At 65.1% G+C, this 17,455-nt stretch carries 18 protein-coding genes and 1 pseudogene; 16 read left to right on the top strand and 3 right to left on the bottom strand.

Features of this window, described 5'->3' with window-relative positions:
- From map to glmM, 12 genes are all read left to right on the top strand, one after another.
- Nucleotides 1-840: a type I methionyl aminopeptidase gene (map, locus tag FHX47_RS08715; RefSeq protein ID WP_183358550.1), complete on the top strand. Its 840-nt coding sequence runs from the start codon at nucleotides 1-3 to the stop codon at nucleotides 838-840.
- A 174-nt stretch (nucleotides 841-1,014) separates the two neighbouring features.
- Nucleotides 1,015-1,236 (top strand): translation initiation factor IF-1, encoded by a 222-nt coding sequence (gene infA / locus FHX47_RS08710; RefSeq protein ID WP_183358549.1) that lies wholly within the window; start codon nucleotides 1,015-1,017, stop codon nucleotides 1,234-1,236.
- A 61-nt stretch (nucleotides 1,237-1,297) separates the two neighbouring features.
- Nucleotides 1,298-1,411 carry a 50S ribosomal protein L36 gene (rpmJ, locus tag FHX47_RS08705; RefSeq protein WP_183358548.1) on the top strand — a complete coding sequence of 38 codons (114 nt, stop codon included), beginning with the start codon at nucleotides 1,298-1,300 and terminating at the stop codon, nucleotides 1,409-1,411.
- 209 nt (nucleotides 1,412-1,620) lie between these two features.
- Nucleotides 1,621-1,989, top strand: a complete 369-nt coding sequence (rpsM, locus tag FHX47_RS08700) for a 30S ribosomal protein S13 (protein ID WP_183358547.1) — start codon at nucleotides 1,621-1,623, stop codon at nucleotides 1,987-1,989.
- Between the two features lie 12 nt (nucleotides 1,990-2,001).
- Nucleotides 2,002-2,403: a 30S ribosomal protein S11 gene (rpsK, locus tag FHX47_RS08695; protein WP_183358546.1), complete on the top strand. Its 402-nt coding sequence runs from the start codon at nucleotides 2,002-2,004 to the stop codon at nucleotides 2,401-2,403.
- Between the two features lie 133 nt (nucleotides 2,404-2,536).
- Nucleotides 2,537-3,550 (top strand): DNA-directed RNA polymerase subunit alpha, encoded by a 1,014-nt coding sequence (locus tag FHX47_RS08690; protein WP_183358545.1) that lies wholly within the window; start codon nucleotides 2,537-2,539, stop codon nucleotides 3,548-3,550.
- Nucleotides 3,551-3,616: 66 nt separating this feature from the next.
- A complete protein-coding gene (gene rplQ / locus FHX47_RS08685) occupies nucleotides 3,617-4,240 on the top strand; it encodes a 50S ribosomal protein L17 (RefSeq protein WP_183358544.1) in 624 nt (207 codons plus the stop codon).
- 208 nt (nucleotides 4,241-4,448) lie between these two features.
- Nucleotides 4,449-5,279: a tRNA pseudouridine(38-40) synthase TruA gene (gene truA / locus FHX47_RS08680; RefSeq protein WP_183358543.1), complete on the top strand. Its 831-nt coding sequence runs from the start codon at nucleotides 4,449-4,451 to the stop codon at nucleotides 5,277-5,279.
- Between the two features lie 201 nt (nucleotides 5,280-5,480).
- On the top strand, nucleotides 5,481-6,935 hold the full coding sequence (locus tag FHX47_RS08675; protein ID WP_183358542.1) for a sugar porter family MFS transporter: 1,455 nt from the start codon (nucleotides 5,481-5,483) through the stop codon (nucleotides 6,933-6,935).
- Nucleotides 6,936-7,310: 375 nt separating this feature from the next.
- Nucleotides 7,311-7,754 carry a 50S ribosomal protein L13 gene (gene rplM, locus FHX47_RS08670; RefSeq protein ID WP_183358541.1) on the top strand — a complete coding sequence of 148 codons (444 nt, stop codon included), beginning with the start codon at nucleotides 7,311-7,313 and terminating at the stop codon, nucleotides 7,752-7,754.
- 35 nt (nucleotides 7,755-7,789) lie between these two features.
- Nucleotides 7,790-8,290 (top strand): 30S ribosomal protein S9, encoded by a 501-nt coding sequence (gene rpsI / locus FHX47_RS08665; RefSeq protein ID WP_183358540.1) that lies wholly within the window; start codon nucleotides 7,790-7,792, stop codon nucleotides 8,288-8,290.
- Nucleotides 8,291-8,374: 84 nt separating this feature from the next.
- Nucleotides 8,375-9,727, top strand: coding sequence for a phosphoglucosamine mutase (gene glmM, locus FHX47_RS08660; RefSeq protein ID WP_183358539.1), 1,353 nt, complete (start codon nucleotides 8,375-8,377; stop codon nucleotides 9,725-9,727).
- Between the two features lie 210 nt (nucleotides 9,728-9,937).
- Here the strand turns inward: glmM and mscL are convergent.
- From mscL to coaA, 3 genes and pseudogenes are all read right to left on the bottom strand, one after another.
- A pseudogene (gene mscL, locus FHX47_RS08655) lies at nucleotides 9,938-10,309 on the bottom strand (large conductance mechanosensitive channel protein MscL); the annotation flags it as partial.
- Nucleotides 10,310-10,343: 34 nt separating this feature from the next.
- Nucleotides 10,344-11,192: a M15 family metallopeptidase gene (locus tag FHX47_RS08650; protein WP_183358537.1), complete on the bottom strand. Its 849-nt coding sequence runs from the start codon at nucleotides 11,190-11,192 to the stop codon at nucleotides 10,344-10,346.
- An 80-nt stretch (nucleotides 11,193-11,272) separates the two neighbouring features.
- Nucleotides 11,273-12,256: a type I pantothenate kinase gene (gene coaA, locus FHX47_RS08645; RefSeq protein WP_183358575.1), complete on the bottom strand. Its 984-nt coding sequence runs from the start codon at nucleotides 12,254-12,256 to the stop codon at nucleotides 11,273-11,275.
- Nucleotides 12,257-12,395: 139 nt separating this feature from the next.
- Here coaA and glmS point away from each other — a divergent pair, with 139 nt between their 5' ends.
- Genes glmS through alr form a run of 4 tightly spaced genes read left to right on the top strand, consistent with a single transcriptional unit; the run spans nucleotide 12,396 to nucleotide 17,440 of the window.
- Nucleotides 12,396-14,267 carry a glutamine--fructose-6-phosphate transaminase (isomerizing) gene (gene glmS, locus FHX47_RS08640; protein ID WP_183358536.1) on the top strand — a complete coding sequence of 624 codons (1,872 nt, stop codon included), beginning with the start codon at nucleotides 12,396-12,398 and terminating at the stop codon, nucleotides 14,265-14,267.
- Nucleotides 14,268-14,304: 37 nt separating this feature from the next.
- Entirely contained in the window at nucleotides 14,305-14,655 is a 351-nt protein-coding gene (locus FHX47_RS08635) for a holo-ACP synthase (protein ID WP_183358535.1), read from the top strand.
- 60 nt (nucleotides 14,656-14,715) lie between these two features.
- Nucleotides 14,716-16,269: an NAD(P)H-hydrate dehydratase gene (locus tag FHX47_RS08630; RefSeq protein ID WP_183358534.1), complete on the top strand. Its 1,554-nt coding sequence runs from the start codon at nucleotides 14,716-14,718 to the stop codon at nucleotides 16,267-16,269.
- 16 nt (nucleotides 16,270-16,285) lie between these two features.
- Nucleotides 16,286-17,440: an alanine racemase gene (gene alr, locus FHX47_RS08625; RefSeq protein ID WP_183358533.1), complete on the top strand. Its 1,155-nt coding sequence runs from the start codon at nucleotides 16,286-16,288 to the stop codon at nucleotides 17,438-17,440.
- Nucleotides 17,441-17,455: the final 15 nt, after the last annotated feature.

Genomic DNA, 17,455 nt, shown 5'->3' with positions numbered 1-17,455 from the left:
ATGTTCTCCCGCGGACGGATTGAGCTGAAGAGCAACGCACAGCTGCGTCATATGGACGCCGCCGGCTCCATACTCTGCGAAGCCCTGGACCGTACCCTGGCAGCCGCCAAACCCGGGGTCAGCACTGCGCAGCTCAACGACGTCTTTGCGGAATTCATCACGTTGGCCGGTGCCAAGCCCAACTTCCTGAATTATCACGGGTTCCCGGGATACATCTGCGCCTCGGTCAATGAGGAAGTCGTCCACGGCATCCCCGGGGAGCGCATTCTGCAGTCCGGCGACGTGCTCACCATCGACGCCGGCTGCATCGTTGAGGGCTGGCACTCCGACTCGGCGCGCACGGTGATCCTGGGATCATCGGCGGAATCCACGGCAGAGGCGGAGGACGAACGGCTGTCTGCGATCACCCGCGAGGCTCTCTGGCACGGCATCGCGGCCTTCGCCGAGGCCAAGCACGTCGGCGAAATCGGCGATGCGATAGAAGGCTACGTCAAGGCTCAGCCGGGCAGCCCGTTGGGCATCCTGGAGGACTACGTGGGCCACGGCATCGGCTCAGCCATGCACCTGCCCCCCGACGTCTTCAACTACTCCACCGGAATGCGCGGGCCCAAGATCAAACCCGGAATGGCACTGGCGATCGAACCCATGCTGGTCCGCGGCAGCCTGGAGACCACACTGCTCGACGACGACTGGACCGTGGTCACCACCGACCGTGCCAATGCCAGCCAGTGGGAGCACTCGGTCTGCCGGCACAGCGAGGGGATCTGGGTGCTCACCGCCGAGGATGGCGGCGCCGCCGACTTGGAGCCGCTGGGAGTCACTCCCGTCCCCATCCCGTAACCGGACTGGCGCGGCGTGCTTGACTCAGGTAGGATGGTCTGTTGGTTGTCTCTGCGGATGAGTATGCCCAGAGACTCTGAAGCAGAAGTCCAGATTCCCTGACCTGTCGGCGTCGTCGAATGTCTTTGACTGCGTCCGGATCAGCTTGGGGATCGCGAACGGTGTGTGGAGTGTATGGGGAAAAAAGAAGGCGTCATCGAGGTAGAGGGTCAGGTAGTAGAGGCCCTGCCCAACGCAATGTTCCGAGTGAAGCTGGAGAACGAGCACGTGGTGCTCGCCACGATTTCGGGCAAGATGCGTCAGCACTATATCCGGATCCTTCCCGAGGACCGGGTGGTGGTGGAGATGAGCCCCTACGACCTCAACCGTGGACGAATCGTCTACCGCTATAAATAAGGGGCCTTTGTGATGCGGGGGCAGCGCCCTCGTGCCCCGTCAGAAGAAGGAGAACCGATCTATGAAGGTTCAGCCGAGCGTGAAGCCGATCTGCTCCGACTGCAAGCTGATCCGTCGTCAGGGAGTAGTCCGGGTGATCTGCAAGAACCCGCGCCACAAACAGCGTCAGGGCTGAGCGCCTGCGCCAGAAGGCGCAGACCTCACCTGAACAGACAGCTCAATAACGTACACGGCAGTGCAGCTCGCAGAGCTGGCAAGCACACCTCCGGTTGCCGAAGGCCGGAGACCCGACCACGACGCCGCCTCCGGTGTCAGGGCCCACCCGGTCCAGTTGGGGATGCGCTGCTGAAGACCTTCGGAAACAACACAAGGAGGACTGCCCCCATGGCACGTCTGGCTGGTGTGGACATCCCGCGCGAAAAGCGCACGGTGATCGCACTTACATACATCTACGGCGTGGGTCCCGCCCGCGCTGCCGAGGTCCACGAGGCCACCGGCATTGACCCCAATACGCGCGTAAAGGACCTGACTGACGAGCAGCTGGTCGCGCTGCGTGACTATATCGAGGCCAACTACATGGTCGAAGGTGACCTTCGCCGTGAGGTGTCCGCCGACATTCGCCGCAAAGTCGAGATCGGTTCCTATCAGGGGCTGCGCCACCGCCGTGGACTTCCGGTCCGTGGCCAGAAGACCAAGACCAATGCGCGCACCCGCAAAGGACCCAAGAAGACCGTCGCAGGCAAGAAGAAGTAGTCAGGAGAGACAATGCCCCCTAAGACTCGTACGGCGGCGCGCACATCCCGCCGTCGCGCCAGCAAGAACATCACCCAAGGTCAGGCGCACATCAAGTCGACCTTCAACAACACCATCGTGTCCATCACCGATCCCACCGGCGCCGTGGTCTCCTGGGCCTCCTCCGGAGAGGTCGGGTTCAAGGGCTCCCGCAAGTCCACCCCCTTCGCCGCGCAGAGCGCTGCCGAGCAGGCTGCCAAGCGTGCCCAAGAGCATGGCATGAAGAAGGTCGACGTCTTCGTCAAGGGTCCCGGGTCCGGACGCGAGACGGCCATTCGTTCGCTGCAGGCCGCCGGCCTGGAGGTCGGTTCCATCCAGGACATGACACCTTCGGCCCACAACGGCTGCCGGCCGCCGAAGCGCCGTCGCGTCTGATCGCGACTTCTTTGCCCCTGCCACTGATAGTTCCTGCTGCGGGACCACACCTGTGAGCCGCAGCGGGGACTTGAGCATCACCACTGAACTGAGAATGCGTCATATAGCGGATGCACTCTGAAAGGAACCACCAGTGCTCATTGCACAGCGCCCCACGCTGACTGAAGAAGTCGTCGACGAAACCCGCTCCCGCTTCATCATTGAGCCCTTGGAGCCGGGCTTCGGCTACACCCTGGGCAACTCTCTGCGCCGCACCCTGCTCTCCTCGATCCCCGGAGCTGCTGTGACCAGCATCCGGATCGACGGCGTCCTCCACGAGTTCAGCACCATCGTCGGTGCCAAGGAGGATGTCACCGAGCTGGTGCTCAACATCAAGAAGTTGTCCATCTCCTCCGAGCACGACGAACCGGTGGTGGCCTACCTGCGCAAGGAGGGCCCCGGCCCGGTCACCGCAGCCGACGTCACCCCGCCGGCCGGAGTCGAGTTCCACAACCCGGATATGGAGCTGCTGACGCTCAACCAAGACGGCAAGCTGGATCTGGAACTGACCATCGAGCGTGGCCGCGGCTACGTGTCGGCGGCCATGAACAAAATGGAGGACGCCGAGGTCGGTCGCATCCCGGTGGACTCCATCTATTCACCGGTGACCAAGGTCAGCTACAAGGTCGAGGCCACTCGTGTCGAGCAGCGCACCGACTTCGACAAGCTGACCGTCGATGTGGAGACCAAGCCCTCCATGGCGCCGCGCGATGCTCTGGCCTCGTCCGGCTCCACCCTGGTGGAGCTGTTCTCCCTGGCCCGCGAGCTGAACTTCTCAGCCGAGGGCATCGAGATCGGCCCCTCCCCGACGGATGCGGCCCTGGCTGCGGATATGGCACTGCCCATTGAGGACCTGGAGCTCACTGTGCGCTCCTACAACTGCCTCAAGCGCGAGGGCATCCACACCATCGGCGAGCTCACCGCACGGTCCGAGGCTGATCTGATGGACATCCGCAACTTTGGTGCCAAGTCCATCGACGAGGTCAAGGAGAAGCTGGTCGAGTACGGCCTGCAGCTGAAGGACTCCCCGGAGGGCTTCGACCCGACCGCGGCCCGGTTCGAAGCTGATGAGGTCGGCTACGACGACGACGCCCAGTTCTCCAACTGAGGCGGGACGAACATAAGCATTCGTGCTCGCCTTGCGGTGAGCGCAACACCCTAGGAGTAAGAGACCATGCCAACCCCCACTAAGGGACCGCGATTGGGCGGCAGCCCGTCGCATGAGAAGAAGATGCTGGCGAACCTGGCCGCCAGCCTGTTCGAGCACCGCTCGATCACCACCACGCTGGTGAAGGCCAAGCGGCTGCGCCCCTACGCCGAACGGCTGATCACCAAGGCCAAGCAGGGTGACATTGCCGCACGCCGTCAGGTGGTCGGCAAGATCAGTGCCTCCAACGCCACCAACCAGGCGATCGTCCATGAGCTCTTCACGGTCATCGCACCGGCCATGGCCGAGCGCCCCGGCGGCTACACCCGCATCACCAAGATCGGCAGCCGCAAGGGCGACAACGCCCCGATGGCTGTCATCGAACTGGTGATGGAGCCGTTCTCACCCAAGCAGCAGGTGGTCTCCGACGCTGAGTCCGCAACTGCCGCCGCCGCACCGGCCGAGGCGCAGAGCCCCGAGTCTGAGGATTCTGCCGAGTCGCCGGATTCCCCAGAGTCTGCCGAGTCTGCCGAGTCCCCGGCTGAGGCCTCCGAGGAAGCCGCCACGGAGACTCCGGCCGACACCGAGACCGATGCGACTGCCGCCGAAGCTGCAGCCGAGGACGACGAGTCCGAGGCTCAGGAAAGGTAGAACTCCGGCGCTGGAGCGCAAAGAGCGCCCCGGGAACCTGCGGGTTCCCCGGGGCGCTCTTTGCGCTCCGTGGGCGCACAGAGTGCCGAACCCCCTGCCACCGCGGCTTATCTCCGTCGCAGCGGGTTATATCCCGCGGTGGTCTGCTCGGCGGGCGGTGTGCCGGGGGCGGTGACCTGCGGACCGGCGGGCTCGATAGGCTGACACCATGCGCGTGCGACTGGACCTGGCCTATGACGGCAACGCCTACAAGGGATGGGCGGCCCAACCGGGGCAGCGCACGGTGGAAGGTGCGCTGGGTGAGGCGCTGCAGACCATCATTCGACGCCGCGTGCCGGTCACCGTGGCCGGCCGCACCGACGCCGGAGTCCACGCACGCGGACAAGTGGTGCATCTGGATCTGGACCCGGGGGAGTGGCAGGCGTTGGCCCGCGGCCGCGACATCGAACCGGCCGAGGCGATGCTGCGCCGACTCTCCGGAGTGCTGGGGCGCGAGGACGGCGCCGTCGTCGTGCGCGCTGTGACTGAGGTGCCCGATGATTTTGACGCGCGGTTCGCCGCACTGAGCCGCACCTATACCTATCGCATGGCTGACCGTCGTGAGCTCTGGGACCCGCTGCGGCGCGGAGACACGGCCTGGCTGAAGCGAAAGGTGGATGCGGACGCCATGGACGCCGAAGCGATCAGCGTGCTGGGTCTTCACGACTTCGGCAGCTTCTGCCGCCCCCGCGAGCACTCCACCACCATCCGCCAGCTCAGCAGCTTCAGCATCACCCGCGGCGAGGACGGCGTCGTCAACGCCCGGATCACAGCCGACGCCTTCTGCCACCACATGGTGCGCGCCCTGATCGGCGCCTGCATCGAGGTCGGTCAGCGACGGCGCCCGCCGGGGTGGCTGATGGACCGGCTGAACCAACCCGCCTGGGACCACCGGGTGCGGCTGGCCCCGCCCCAGGGGCTGGTGCTGGAGCAGGTGCAATACCCCTCGACCGAGCAGCTGGCCGCCCGCGCCGAGCAGACGCGGGCACGGCGAGCATGAGGTTTGTCACACTGCCGCCTGCGCCCAGTGTGCTTCAACGCGGATGACCGCCGCGCCAGCGCGGGCTAGAGGCCGGGTTTCGCAGTGGTGCTGACCACCACCTAGTGTGGTCACCGTCATGCCGCAGGGGGCATAATTTCCCAGGCTGCCTGCGCAGCCCGGAACCACTGTGAAAACCCCACTCCCTAAGGACCCAACAGAATGAGCATTGCAGCGCGCTCCCCGCAGCCGGCGGTCGGCGCCGTCGCGTGGATCGTCCTGGTGGCCGCATTCGGCGGCTTCCTCTTCGGCTTCGACACCGCCGTGATCAACGGCGCAGTCAGCCCGATTCGCGAAGAATTTAACCTCGACGCACTGATGAGCGGCTTCAGCGTCTCCAGTGCACTGATCGGCTGCGTCGTCGGTGCGTTCACCGGCGGCATGGTCTCTGACCGGATCGGTCGGCAGAAGGCTATGCTGATCGCCGCGGCACTGTTCTTCGCCTCCGCCATCGGCACCGGATTGGTCGTCGGCGTCTATGACCTCATCATCTGGCGAATCGTGGGTGGCATCGGTGTCGGCATGGCCTCGGTCATCGCGCCGGCCTACATTGCCGAAGTCTCCCCAGCTCGGTGGCGTGGCCGCCTCGGCTCGCTGTTCCAGCTGGCGATCGTCACCGGCATCTTCATGGCGGCAGTGTCCAACGCGCTGTTCGCCAACCTTGCTGGCAGCGCCGCAGAGACTCTCTGGTTCGGACTGGGCGCCTGGCGCTGGATGTTCATCTCAGAAGCCGTTCCGGCACTGATTTACGGCCTGCTGGCGCTGAGCATCCCGGAGTCGCCGCGCTACCTGGTCTCCCGGGGCAAGGACGACGCCGCCGCCCGGGTACTCACCGACGTGGTGGGGATCCAGGAAGAGTCGGAGATTGCTGCCAAGATTCGCGATATTCGCCGCACGATCAACGTTGAGGCGCGCCAGAAGCTGCGAGACCTGTTCGTCTCAGGCAGGCTGATGCCGATTGTTTGGGTGGGGATCGGGCTGGCTGTCTTCCAGCAGTTCGTCGGGATCAACGTGATCTTTTACTACTCCACCACGCTGTGGCAGGCCGTGGGCATTGCTGAGGACCAGGCCATGCTGGTGCAGGTGATCACCACCAGCATGAACATCCTGGCCACGATCGTCGGCATCCTGATCGTGGACAAGGTGGGTCGGCGCACTCCGCTGATCGTCGGCTCCGCTGTGATGACCGTGGGTCTGCTGACCATGGCCCTGGCCTTCTCCCAAGCCGTCGAGTCCGAAGTCGTCAACGACTTCGGCGATGCCGAAACCGTGGTCTCGCTGCCCGAACCGTGGGGTGTGATCGCCCTGGTCGCGGCGAACGTCTTCGTCGTCGGCTTTGGCGCCACCTGGGGTCCCTTCATGTGGCTGATGCTCGGTGAGATGTTCCCCAACCGGGTCCGGGCCGTGGCCCTGGGCCTGGCCAGTGCGTTCAACTGGGGATCGAACTTCCTCGTCTCCTCCCTGTTCCCACAGATGGCGGAAGTCTCGCTGGTCTTCGCCTACGGGTTCTACGGCATCAGCGCGCTGATCAGCATGCTGTTCGTGCTCAAGTGGGTGCCGGAGACCAAGAATCGAGAGATCGAGGATATGCAGACCAGCGCCTACACCAAGTCCTGACCCAGGAACTGAGTGCGGGCTGCCGCGCCTGGCCGTGGTGCTCCGTCACTGTGGTGCTCGATGCTCGTAGTGCACGGGGCTTGTGGTGCACTTCAGTCCAGAATCCGGGGCTTTGCTAAGGATCAGCCCGTTCTGTATAGTTGACAGTTGTTGTGCGTGTCCACCCCTGCCCGGGCGCGTGTCGAGGCGGTCCAGTTGCATGGCCACCAGCCTCCGCGAGCGGGTCGGGGACCCTACGGGCTCGGCATCGCTTCAGCCCTCACCTGTTGCGCCGATGCACACCCGCAAATGAACAGCGGCTTGGACGCTGCGTCTCTCACACGCAGCGCACAGGATGCGCTGACCGTAGAAAACCGACCGTAAGGCATACCAACCGTGCGTACGTACACCCCCAAAGAAGGCGACGCGGATCCGCAGTGGCACGTCATTGACGCCACTGACGTCGTCCTGGGTCGCCTGGCTACCCACGCAGCAGCTCTGCTGCGCGGCAAGCACAAGCCGACCTTCGTGCCCCATCAGGACATGGGCGACTTCGTCATCGTCATCAACGCTGAGAAGATCGCTGTCACCGGCGACAAGGCGTCCACCAAGCGCTACTGGCGCCACTCCGGCTTCCCCGGCGGGATCAGCTCGATGTCCTTCGAAGAGATGATCCAGCGCCACCCCACCCGCGTGGTGGAGGAAGCCGTCAAGGGCATGATCCCTAAGAACAAGCTCGGCCGCGCCCAGCTGACCAAGCTGCGCATCTACACCGGCAGCGAGCACCCCCACGCTGCTCAGCAGCCCACACCCTTCGAGATTACCCAGGTCGCCCAGTAGTACGGGCCCGACTCTAGAGACTTATTAGGAGAACCGTGGCTCAAAATACTGAAGAGCTCACCGAAACCGAGGAGCTGTCCAGCTACACCTCGGAATCAGCACAGACCACTGCAGCGTCCGAGCCCACCGAGGAGCGTGCGCCGCTTACGGTCCCCGGTGCGGCCATCGGCCGCCGCAAGCGCGCCCGTGCCCGTGTTCGGCTGATTCCGGGCACCGGCAAGTGGCTGCTCAACGGCCGCAGCCTGGAGGACTACTTCCCCAATAAGCTGCACCAGCAGGAGGTCAACGACCCCTTCACGCTGCTCGGACTCGAAGGCGCCTACGATGTCATCGCCCACGTCGACGGCGGCGGCGCCTCCGGTCAGGCCGGCTCCGTGCGCCTGGGCATCTCCCGGGCACTCAACGGCATCGATCGCGATCACAATCGCCCGGCACTGAAGAAGGCCGGCTTCCTCACCCGTGACGATCGCGCCGTGGAGCGCAAGAAGGCAGGCTTGAAGAAGGCCCGCAAGGCTCCGCAGTACTCCAAGCGCTGATCGTTACAGATCAGTATCGAAATTGCCCCGCCCCGTCTGTGGGCGGGGCAATTTCGTCTCTGGACGATTAGACTCACATTCAATATGACCAGAATTTTCGGAACTGACGGCGTACGTGGTGTGGCCAATGGGCTGCTGACAGCAGATCTGGCGCTGCGTCTCTCCCAGGCCGCGGCAGTGGTGCTGGGTCATCGGCACGCCGCCCACGGAACTCGACCACGGGCTGTGGTCGCCCGCGACCCCCGCGTCTCAGGAGAGTTTCTCTCTGCGGCGGTGGAGGCAGGACTGGCCTCCTCAGGGGTCGATGTCCACGACGCCGGCGTGCTGCCCACACCGGCCGCGGCCTTCCTGGTGGCCGACTCGGGTGCAGACTTCGGAGTGATGATCTCGGCCTCGCACAACCCGGCCGGCGACAACGGTATCAAGTTCCTCGGCGCCGGAGGCCACAAACTCGACGACGCGGTCGAAGACCAGATCGAGGCGCAGATGAGCCAGGACCCGCTGCTGCCGCTGGGCGCACAGGTAGGTCGCATCCAACGGTTCTCCGACGCTGAGGATCGGTATGTGCTCCATCTGCTGCAGTCGCTGGGCGGTGCCTCCCTGTCTGGGCTGCGCGTGGTGCTGGACTGCGCCCACGGAGCGGCCAGCGGGTGCTCCCCAGAGGCCTTCGCGGCGGCCGGGGCAGACGTGGTGGTCATCGGTGCTGACCCGGATGGGCTGAACATCAACGACGGCTACGGCTCCACCCAATTGGAGAAGCTGCAGGAAACGGTGGTGGCCCACCAAGCAGACATGGGCGTGGCCCACGACGGCGACGCCGACCGGTGCCTGGCCGTTGATCACACCGGCGAGGTCGTCGATGGCGACCAGATCATGGGTGTGCTCGCGGTGGCGCTGAAGGAAGTCGGTCAGCTGACCGACGACACGCTGGTGGTCACGGTGATGTCCAACCTCGGGCTGAAGCTGGGGATGGCCCAGGCCGGTATCGAGCTGGTGGAGACTAGAGTGGGGGACCGCTATGTGCTGGAGGCCATGCGCGCCGAGGGCTACTCCCTGGGCGGAGAGCAGTCCGGCCACCTGATCTTTGCCGACTATGCGACCACTGGCGACGGGCTGCTCACCGGACTGCAGCTGGCCGCCCGGGTCGCTTCCACAGGAAAAAGCCTGAAGGACCTGGCCGCTGCAGCAATGACGCGGCTGCCGCAGGTGCTCATCAACGTCAAAGACGTCGACAAGGCCAAAGTGAGCACCCATCAGGAGCTTCAGGAAGCTGTCGCGTCCGCAGAGTCCCGACTGGGCGGGGAGGGCCGGGTGCTGCTGCGCCCCTCAGGCACCGAACCGGTGGTGCGCGTCATGGTGGAGGCGCCCACCGCCGACGTCGCCCGCGACGAATCCCAGCGGCTGGCCGAGGTGGTGAAGGCCTCGCTGGCGCTCTGAGCAAGCATCGGCCTCGACCCCCGAGGGCGGCTGGTTCCCAGTCGCTGCCCCTCAGTCGCTGCCCCACAGGATATTCTTTGCCTTTCCTCTCAGGGTTGAGTCTCTGTGCTGTTGGGCTTTTTCGGCCGCCCGAGCGGCCTCTGCGGCCTCGCGATCAGCAGCCACGGCAGCAGCAAAGGCTTCCGGGTTGACTCGTTCGGTCTGCGCCGTCAGCTGATCACGGATCTCCTTCAGCAGCGTGATGCTCTCATCTTCGGCCTCCTCGGGTTCACCGTGGCGGCGATTGCGCGCCTCAATCATTTTGTTCATGGGGACTACGACGACGAAGTAGATCGCGGCGGCAACCAGCAGGAAGTTGACCACCTGGGTCAGCAGCACCCCGAAGAGGATCTGGTTTCCATTCAGGGTGACCGCCGCGAAGCTGTCAAAGTCAGGAGCTCCCACCAGCGCGGAGATCAGCGGCATCAGAACATTCTCGACCAGCGCATTGATCACCGCGGCGAATGCTGTGCCGATGACGACTGCGACGGCAAGGTCTATGACGTTGCCCTGCATGATGAAATTCTTGAATCCCTTGAGCATGAGGCAAGTGTAAGCGCGGATCCTCTCAGGGCAGCTAGTTCAGAAGTTCCGGGTTCGGCTCAGGCTCGTCATAGTCAGGCGCCGGCGGCTGATCCCAGTACTTCTCCAGTGTGTGGCCACCCTGATATACCTCTTGGGCGGTCTCCACACCCACATAGCGCAGGTGCCAGGGCTCGTACGGGTAGCCGGTGATGTGCTCCTTGCCCTGGGGGTAACGGATCACGAAACCGTGCTTGTGAGCGTTCTCTGCGACCCACTGGCCCTCGGGCGTGGCCGCGAAGCATTCGCCGAGCATGCAGTCGGGGTTGGCGATGCTGATCACATCGGCTGCCAGTCCGGTCTGATGCTCTGAGTAACCGGGTCTGGACATGTAAAGGTCAGTGGCCTCAGTGCCGACTTCGGCGTGCCGTTGGGAATATATCTGCTGCTGGTAGTCGAAGGACCGGTAGGCGCTGACCAGCCCCAGGTGCATGCCCTGCGCATCGCCTGCGGCCAAGAGCTGCTCCAGCGCCGCAGCGGCCTCCTGGCGCACCTGCATGGCAGACTCGGGGCCGTAGAACGGCACCTCCGGATAGACCAGATCGCTCGGTGCGTAATCGATTGGGTCCAGGGGATTCTGCCGGTTGGCGAGCACATGGATTGAATCGGGATCCCAGCTCGGGTCCGAGGCGCGCTGCGGCTCAGCCTCCTGGGTCTCAGCCTCCTGGGTCTCAGTCTCCTCAGGCTCATGTTCGAGGCTCGGCGTCGCATCGGGGGCGGTCTCATCAGAGGCAGTCTCAGTGGAAGCGGTCGGGCTGGGTGAGGGTTCAGGCTCAGAGGTGAGGGTCGGGCCCGGTATTGTTGACGGCGCCTCGCTCTCCAGTGTGTCCTGTTCTGTGGGCATCTGCTCCTCAGCGCCGCAGCCGACCAGAAGAAGGACGGACGCGGCCGCTGCCAGTGAACGATAACGACCCGTCACGCCCATCACACCTTCCTCAGCAGCACTCGAGAGACCGCGTGCTTTTCGCCCTTGGCCATCACCAAGCGAGCCCGGGAGCGGGTCGGCAGGATGTTCTCCCGCAGGTTCGGCCCGTTGATCCGCCCCCAAATATCAGTGGCCCGCGCAATCGCCTCCTCATCGGTGAGACTGCTGTACTGGTGGAAGTAGCTCTCCGGATCGGCGAAGGCCCCATGGCGCAGGCGCATAAACCGGTCGACGTACCACTGCTGGATATGCTGCGACTTGGCATCGACGTAGACCGAGAAGTCGAAGAAGTCGCTTAGGGAGAGCCCGGTAGTGCCGTCCTGCTGCACCCGTGCAGGCTGCAGGACGTTCAACCCCTCCAGAATCAGCACGTCAGGGCGGCGGACCACCTGCTGCTCGCCGGGGATGATGTCGTACTTCAGATGCGAGTACACCGGTGCGGGCACCTCCGGCATCCCCGACTTCACCTCAGCGACGAACCGCAGCAGACGACGCCGGTCATAAGCCTCGGGGAAGCCCTTGCGCTCCATGAGGCCGCGCCGGTGCAGCTCCGCATTGGGGTAGAGGAACCCGTCGGTGGTGACCAGCTCCACCCGGGGGGTGGAGGGCCAGCGGCGCAGCATCTCCTGCAGCACGCGGGCCGTGGTCGACTTTCCCACGGCCACCGAACCGCCGACGCCGATCACAAAGGGGGTGCGGCGCGTGCGTTCGCCTAAGAACTCATTGGTCGAAGCGCGCAGGCGGGCGGCGTTCTCCACATAGATGTTCAGCAGCCGCGACAGCGGAAGATACACCTTGGCTACCTCGTCCAGGGACAGGTGATCACCGATTCCGCGCAGCCGGTCGACGTCGTCCTGGTTCAGCGGCTGTTCGATCGTGTCGGCCAACCGCGCCCAGGCGTCCCGGTTCAGCTCTGCGAAGGGGGAGTACGTCGTCGTGCCCGGCGACGGCGGCGAAGCCGCCCAGGGAGCAGTGCCGCTGATCTCCGGAGGTACGGGGATCGGCGATGTTGGTGTGTTGTCTGGCTGCGAAGGCACACCGACACGATACCGCCCCGTGAGCACTGGGCTCACCACGCGGGCTCGTTCATGACGATCCGGGCTGGGCGGTATTCTTCTGGGTATGTGTGGAATTGTTGGTTATATCGGTTCGTCGGTGAAGGCTTCGGAGCATCAGGCTCTGGATGTGTTGATGGAGGGTCTGCGGCGGTTGGAGTATCGCGGTTATGACTCGGCTGGGGTGGCGACTGTGGCTGGTGGTGCGGTGCAGTCGCGCAAGCGGTCGGGGAAGCTGGTGAATCTGGTGGAGGCTGTGGAGCAGGCTCCGTTGGATCCGGCGTCGGTGGGTATTGGTCATACCCGGTGGGCGACGCATGGGGGCCCCACTGATGAGAATGCTCACCCGCATTTGGGTGATGGGGGCAAGCTGGCGGTCATTCATAACGGGATCATTGAGAATTTCTCGGTGCTGCGTCGGCGGCTGGTCGCTGATGGGCACGTGTTTGATTCGCAGACGGATACCGAGGTGGCAGCGAAGCTGATTGGGGAGCTGTTCGCCGGTTCGGCCGCTGGGGATCTGACGGAGGCGATGCGGTTGGCGGCCAATGAGCTGCAGGGTGCTTTTACGCTGTTGGCGGTGCATGCCGATGCCCCGGACCGGGTGGTGGCTGCCAGGCGGAACTCGCCGTTGGTGGTCGGCCTGGGTGAGGGGGAGAACTTTTTGGGCTCTGATGTGTCGGGGTTCATTGATTTCACCCGTGAGGCGGTGGAACTGGAGCAGGATCAGGTGGTGACGATCACCGCTGATGCGGTTCAGATCATCGGTTTTGACGGTGAGCCTGCCCAGGGTCGGCGGTTCTATGTGGATTGGGATGCCTCGGCTGCGGAGAAGGGTGGTTATGAGACCTTCATGGAGAAGGAGATCAATGACCAGCCCAAGGCGGTGGAGGACACGCTGCTGGGCCGCAGTGATGAGACTGGGCGGATGGTGTTGGATGAGCTGCGGATTGACCCGGAGGAGCTGAGGCAGGTCTCGAAGATCATTGTGCTGGCCTGTGGCACTGCCGCGTATGCGGGCACGGTGGCGAAGTATGCCATTGAGCATTGGTGCCGGGTGCCGGTGGAGGTGGAGCTGGCTCATGAGTTCCGGTACCGGGATCCGATCATTGATACTTCGACGCTGATTGTGTCGGTCTCTCAGTCGGGGGAGACGATGGATACGTTGATGGCGGTGCGCTACGCCAAGGAGCAGGGTGCTAGGACTCTGGCGATCTGCAATACCAATGGGTCCACGATTCCGCGGGAGTCGGATGCGGTGCTCTATACCCATGCGGGCCCGGAGATCGCGGTGGCCTCGACGAAGGCGTTCTTGGCCCAGATCACTGGTGCCTATGTGTTGGGGCTGTATTTGGCGCAGCTGCGGGGTCAGATGTTCACCGGTGAGATTCAGGACATTCTGGCTGATCTGCATAAGATTCCGTCCAAGATCCAGCAGATCTTAGATGATTCGGAGTCGATTAAGAGTCTGGCTCGGGCGATGGCGGCCACCCCGTCGGTGCTGTTCTTGGGCAGGCATGTGGGGTTCCCGGTGGCGATGGAGGGTGCGCTGAAGCTGAAGGAGCTGGCCTACATCCACGCTGAGGGCTTCGCCGCCGGTGAGCTCAAGCATGGCCCGATTGCGCTGATCGAGGAGGGTCAGCCGGTGTTTGTGGTGGTGCCCTCACCGCGGGGCAGGGATTCGCTGCACGCCAAAGTGGTCTCCAACATTCAGGAGGTCCGGGCCCGGGGCGCGAAGACCATTACTGTTGCTGAGGCTGGTGATGATGATGTGCGTGAGTATTCCGAAGAGGTGTTCTTCGTGCCTGACACCCAGCCGCTTCTGATGCCGCTTCTGACGACGGTGCCGCTGCAGATCTTCGCCTGCGCGCTGGCTGAGCAGAAGGGCTACGACGTCGACCAGCCCCGCAACCTCGCCAAATCCGTCACCGTCGAATAGGCCGCGGCTGGCACGAGCAACCCTAAGGAGGGACACGGTGATCATCGGCATCGGGGTAGATGTGGTTCAGGTGAGTCGGTTCGAACAGCAGCTGGCGAGGACACCGGCACTGCGCCAGCGACTCTTCGTCCCCGCAGAGCGCCAGCTCAACATCCGCTCCCTGGCCGCCCGATTTGCCGCCAAGGAGGCCGTGGCCAAGGCACTCGGAGCGCCTGCCGGGATGAACTGGCACCACTGCCAGGTGGTGCTCGACGCTGCAGGGGCACCGAGCGTGCAGGCTGCGGGCAGTGTGGCCGCCGTCGCCGACTCCCAAGGGGTTCAGCGCTGGCACCTCAGCCTCAGCCACGACGGCGACCTCGCCACCGCTATGGTGGTCGCCGAAAGCTGACCACAGTGAGCGGCGAGTGAGCAGAGGAGGCCGGCAGTTGAGCAGAGGAGGCCCGCAAAGATGACCAGAGACGACGAGCTGAGGCTGCTGCCCGTCTACCGGGGTGAGCAGATCCGCGAGGCCGAAGCCCCGCTCATCGAGGCCGGCCGGGGTGCGGAGCTGATGCGGCGAGCCGCCTACGGACTGGCCGACTGTGTGGCGAAGATCCTCCAGCGGCGCGGCAGAGTCTACGGTGCGACCGTCACCGCAATGGTCGGTTCCGGCAACAACGGTGCCGACGCGCTCTACGCACTGAGCTTCCTGCGGCGCCGCGGTGCGGCGGTTCGCGCCGTCCTGGTGCGCGGATGCGCCCACCAGGCGTCGCTGGCGGCATTCCAGCGCGCGGGCGGACGCGTGGTGGAGTCTGTCCCAGAGCCCACTGAGGTGCTCATCGACGCTGTGGTGGGCACCGGATTCAGCGGCGACTATCAGCGCCCGCAGACACCTGGGCTGGAAGCGGCCCTTAGCACCGCGACCGTCGTCGCCTGTGATCTGCCCTCCGGGGTCGACGCAGACACCGGACAGGCCGGTGACGGGGTCATCAGCGCCGAGCACACGGTGACCTTCGGCGGGATCAAGCAGGGGCTGCTGGCCGGTGCCGGCTCACACCTCAGCGGCCAGCTCCACACCGCAGACATCGGGCTTGGACCGCACCTGCCCAAGACCCTGGTCCGGGCCGTCTCCCCGCACCCGGCCGCCGACGTAGCCTCTGCTGGCCGGGGTGAGCCGCTGCGGTCACCGGCAAGCACCGACCACAAGTACTCCCGCGGCACAGTGGGCATCCACGCAGGATCCGACCAGTTCCCCGGGGCCGCGCAGCTCAGCGTCGGCGCCGCGGTGGCCACAGGGGTCGGTATGGTCACTTTGGTCGCACCAGAGACGGTGCGCGCCCATGTGGTGGCCGCGTGGCCTGAGACGCTCGGCGTCGAACCTGACCAGCAGGGGCGTCAGGCGCGCACGGGTGCCACGGTCCTCGGCCCCGGCCTGGGCAACGATCCGCAGCGCCTGAACGAGGCCCAGGCCGCACTGGAACAGTGTCTGGATGATGGTTCACCCTGTGTGCTCGACGCCTCCGGACTGCAGCTGATTCGCCATCAGCTGCACCAGCGCGGCGGACTGGGCCACAACGTGCTCATCACCCCGCACCTGGGAGAAGCCCGCCGCATTGCCGGTGACCTGCGCGACCAGGTGCTGGGCCGCATGCTGGCCACCGACGGCCCGAAGAGCGACCCGGTCGAAGCCGCGCGACGGCTCAGCGGGAGCCTGGACTGCTTCGTGCTGCTCAAAGGTGCCACCACCGTCATCGCCGCACCCGACGCAGAGGTCCTGCTGCACCGGGCCCAGACCCACGGCCGACCGGGGGTCCCCGGCCTCGCCACCGCCGGCACCGGAGATGTGCTCTGCGGGATCCTCGGCGCGCTGGCGGCCACCCAGCAGGGAAGCTGGCTGGACGTGGCCGCCCACGCCGTGCACCGGCATACGCAGGCAGCCGCCGGACTGGACCCGCGCGCAGAAGCGTCCTTTGGGGCATCGGCGCTGATTCGCGCACTGTCACCCAGCGCAGTCGCACCCTGAAGATACAGTGAGGATCATGAATTCAGCCGACGGCTCCCCAAGCACGGCCATCATCGACGCCGAAGCTATCGCCCATAACGTAGGCACAGTGGCTGAATATGTGCGGCCGGCCAAAGTCATGGCCGCCATTAAGGCCGACGGCTACGGCCACGGCATCGTCACGGCGGCCCGTGCCGCGCTCGCCGGAGGTGCCGATTGGCTGGGAACCGCCCACCTGAGCGAGGCGCAGCAGCTGCGCGCCGAGGGCATCGACGCGCCGATTCTGGCCTGGCTGCACAGCCGGGACACCGATTTCTCCGCCGCCATCGGTGAGCACATCGACCTGGGGGTCTCCGGTTGGGAGCTGGACCGGATCGCCGAGGCGGCGCAGGCACGGCAGCGGCCGGCGCGGGTGCACCTGAAGATAGACACCGGACTCAGCCGCAACGGTGCCACCATCGAGGCCTGGCCCGAGGTGGTCGCTCAGGCTGCGCAGCACCAGCGGCACGGGCTGATCAGCGTAGAAGGAATCTTCACCCACTTTGCCGTGGCTGATGAGCCCGACCGCAAAGAGACCGATGAGCAGCTTGAGGTGTTTCGCGAAGCCCTCAGCATCGCCGAGCAGCACGGCGTCGTGCCCGCCCTGCGCCACGCAGCCAACTCTCCGGCGGCACTGTCGCGGCCCGACGCGCACTTCGACATGGTCCGGGTCGGGGTCAGCATCTACGGGCAGAGCCCCTTCGCGGACCGGACGGCCGAATCCCTGGGGCTGCGACCCGCCATGGAGCTGCGCAGCACCTTGGCCAACGTCAAGAGAGTCCCGGCCGGTCAGGGCGTCAGCTACGGTCTCACCTACCGGGTTGATGCGCCCACCACGCTGGGACTGGTGCCGTTGGGATACGGCGACGGCATCCCGCGGATCGCTGTGGGCGGTCCGGTGCTGATCAACCGCCGCCGCTGCTATTCCGCAGGCCGGGTGGCGATGGACCAGTTCGTGGTGGACCTGGGACCAGACTCCGATGCCCAGATCGGCGACGAGGTCACCGTATTCGGCGGAGACTCAGGGATCTCTGCCGCCGAATGGGGAGCAGCCGCACAGACCATCAACTACGAGATCATCACTCGCATCGGCGCCCGTGTCCCCCGAGTGGTCATCAACCAGCCCGAAGAGCGCCTCGCGGAGACGGGCTGACTGATGGCCGATTCG

This window comes from Garicola koreensis (assembly GCF_014195445.1).
Taxonomy (GTDB): Bacteria; Actinomycetota; Actinomycetes; order Actinomycetales; family Micrococcaceae; genus Nesterenkonia; species Nesterenkonia koreensis.
Note: the sequence above shows the minus strand (reverse complement) of the source record. Positions and strands in the feature narration are given on the sequence as shown.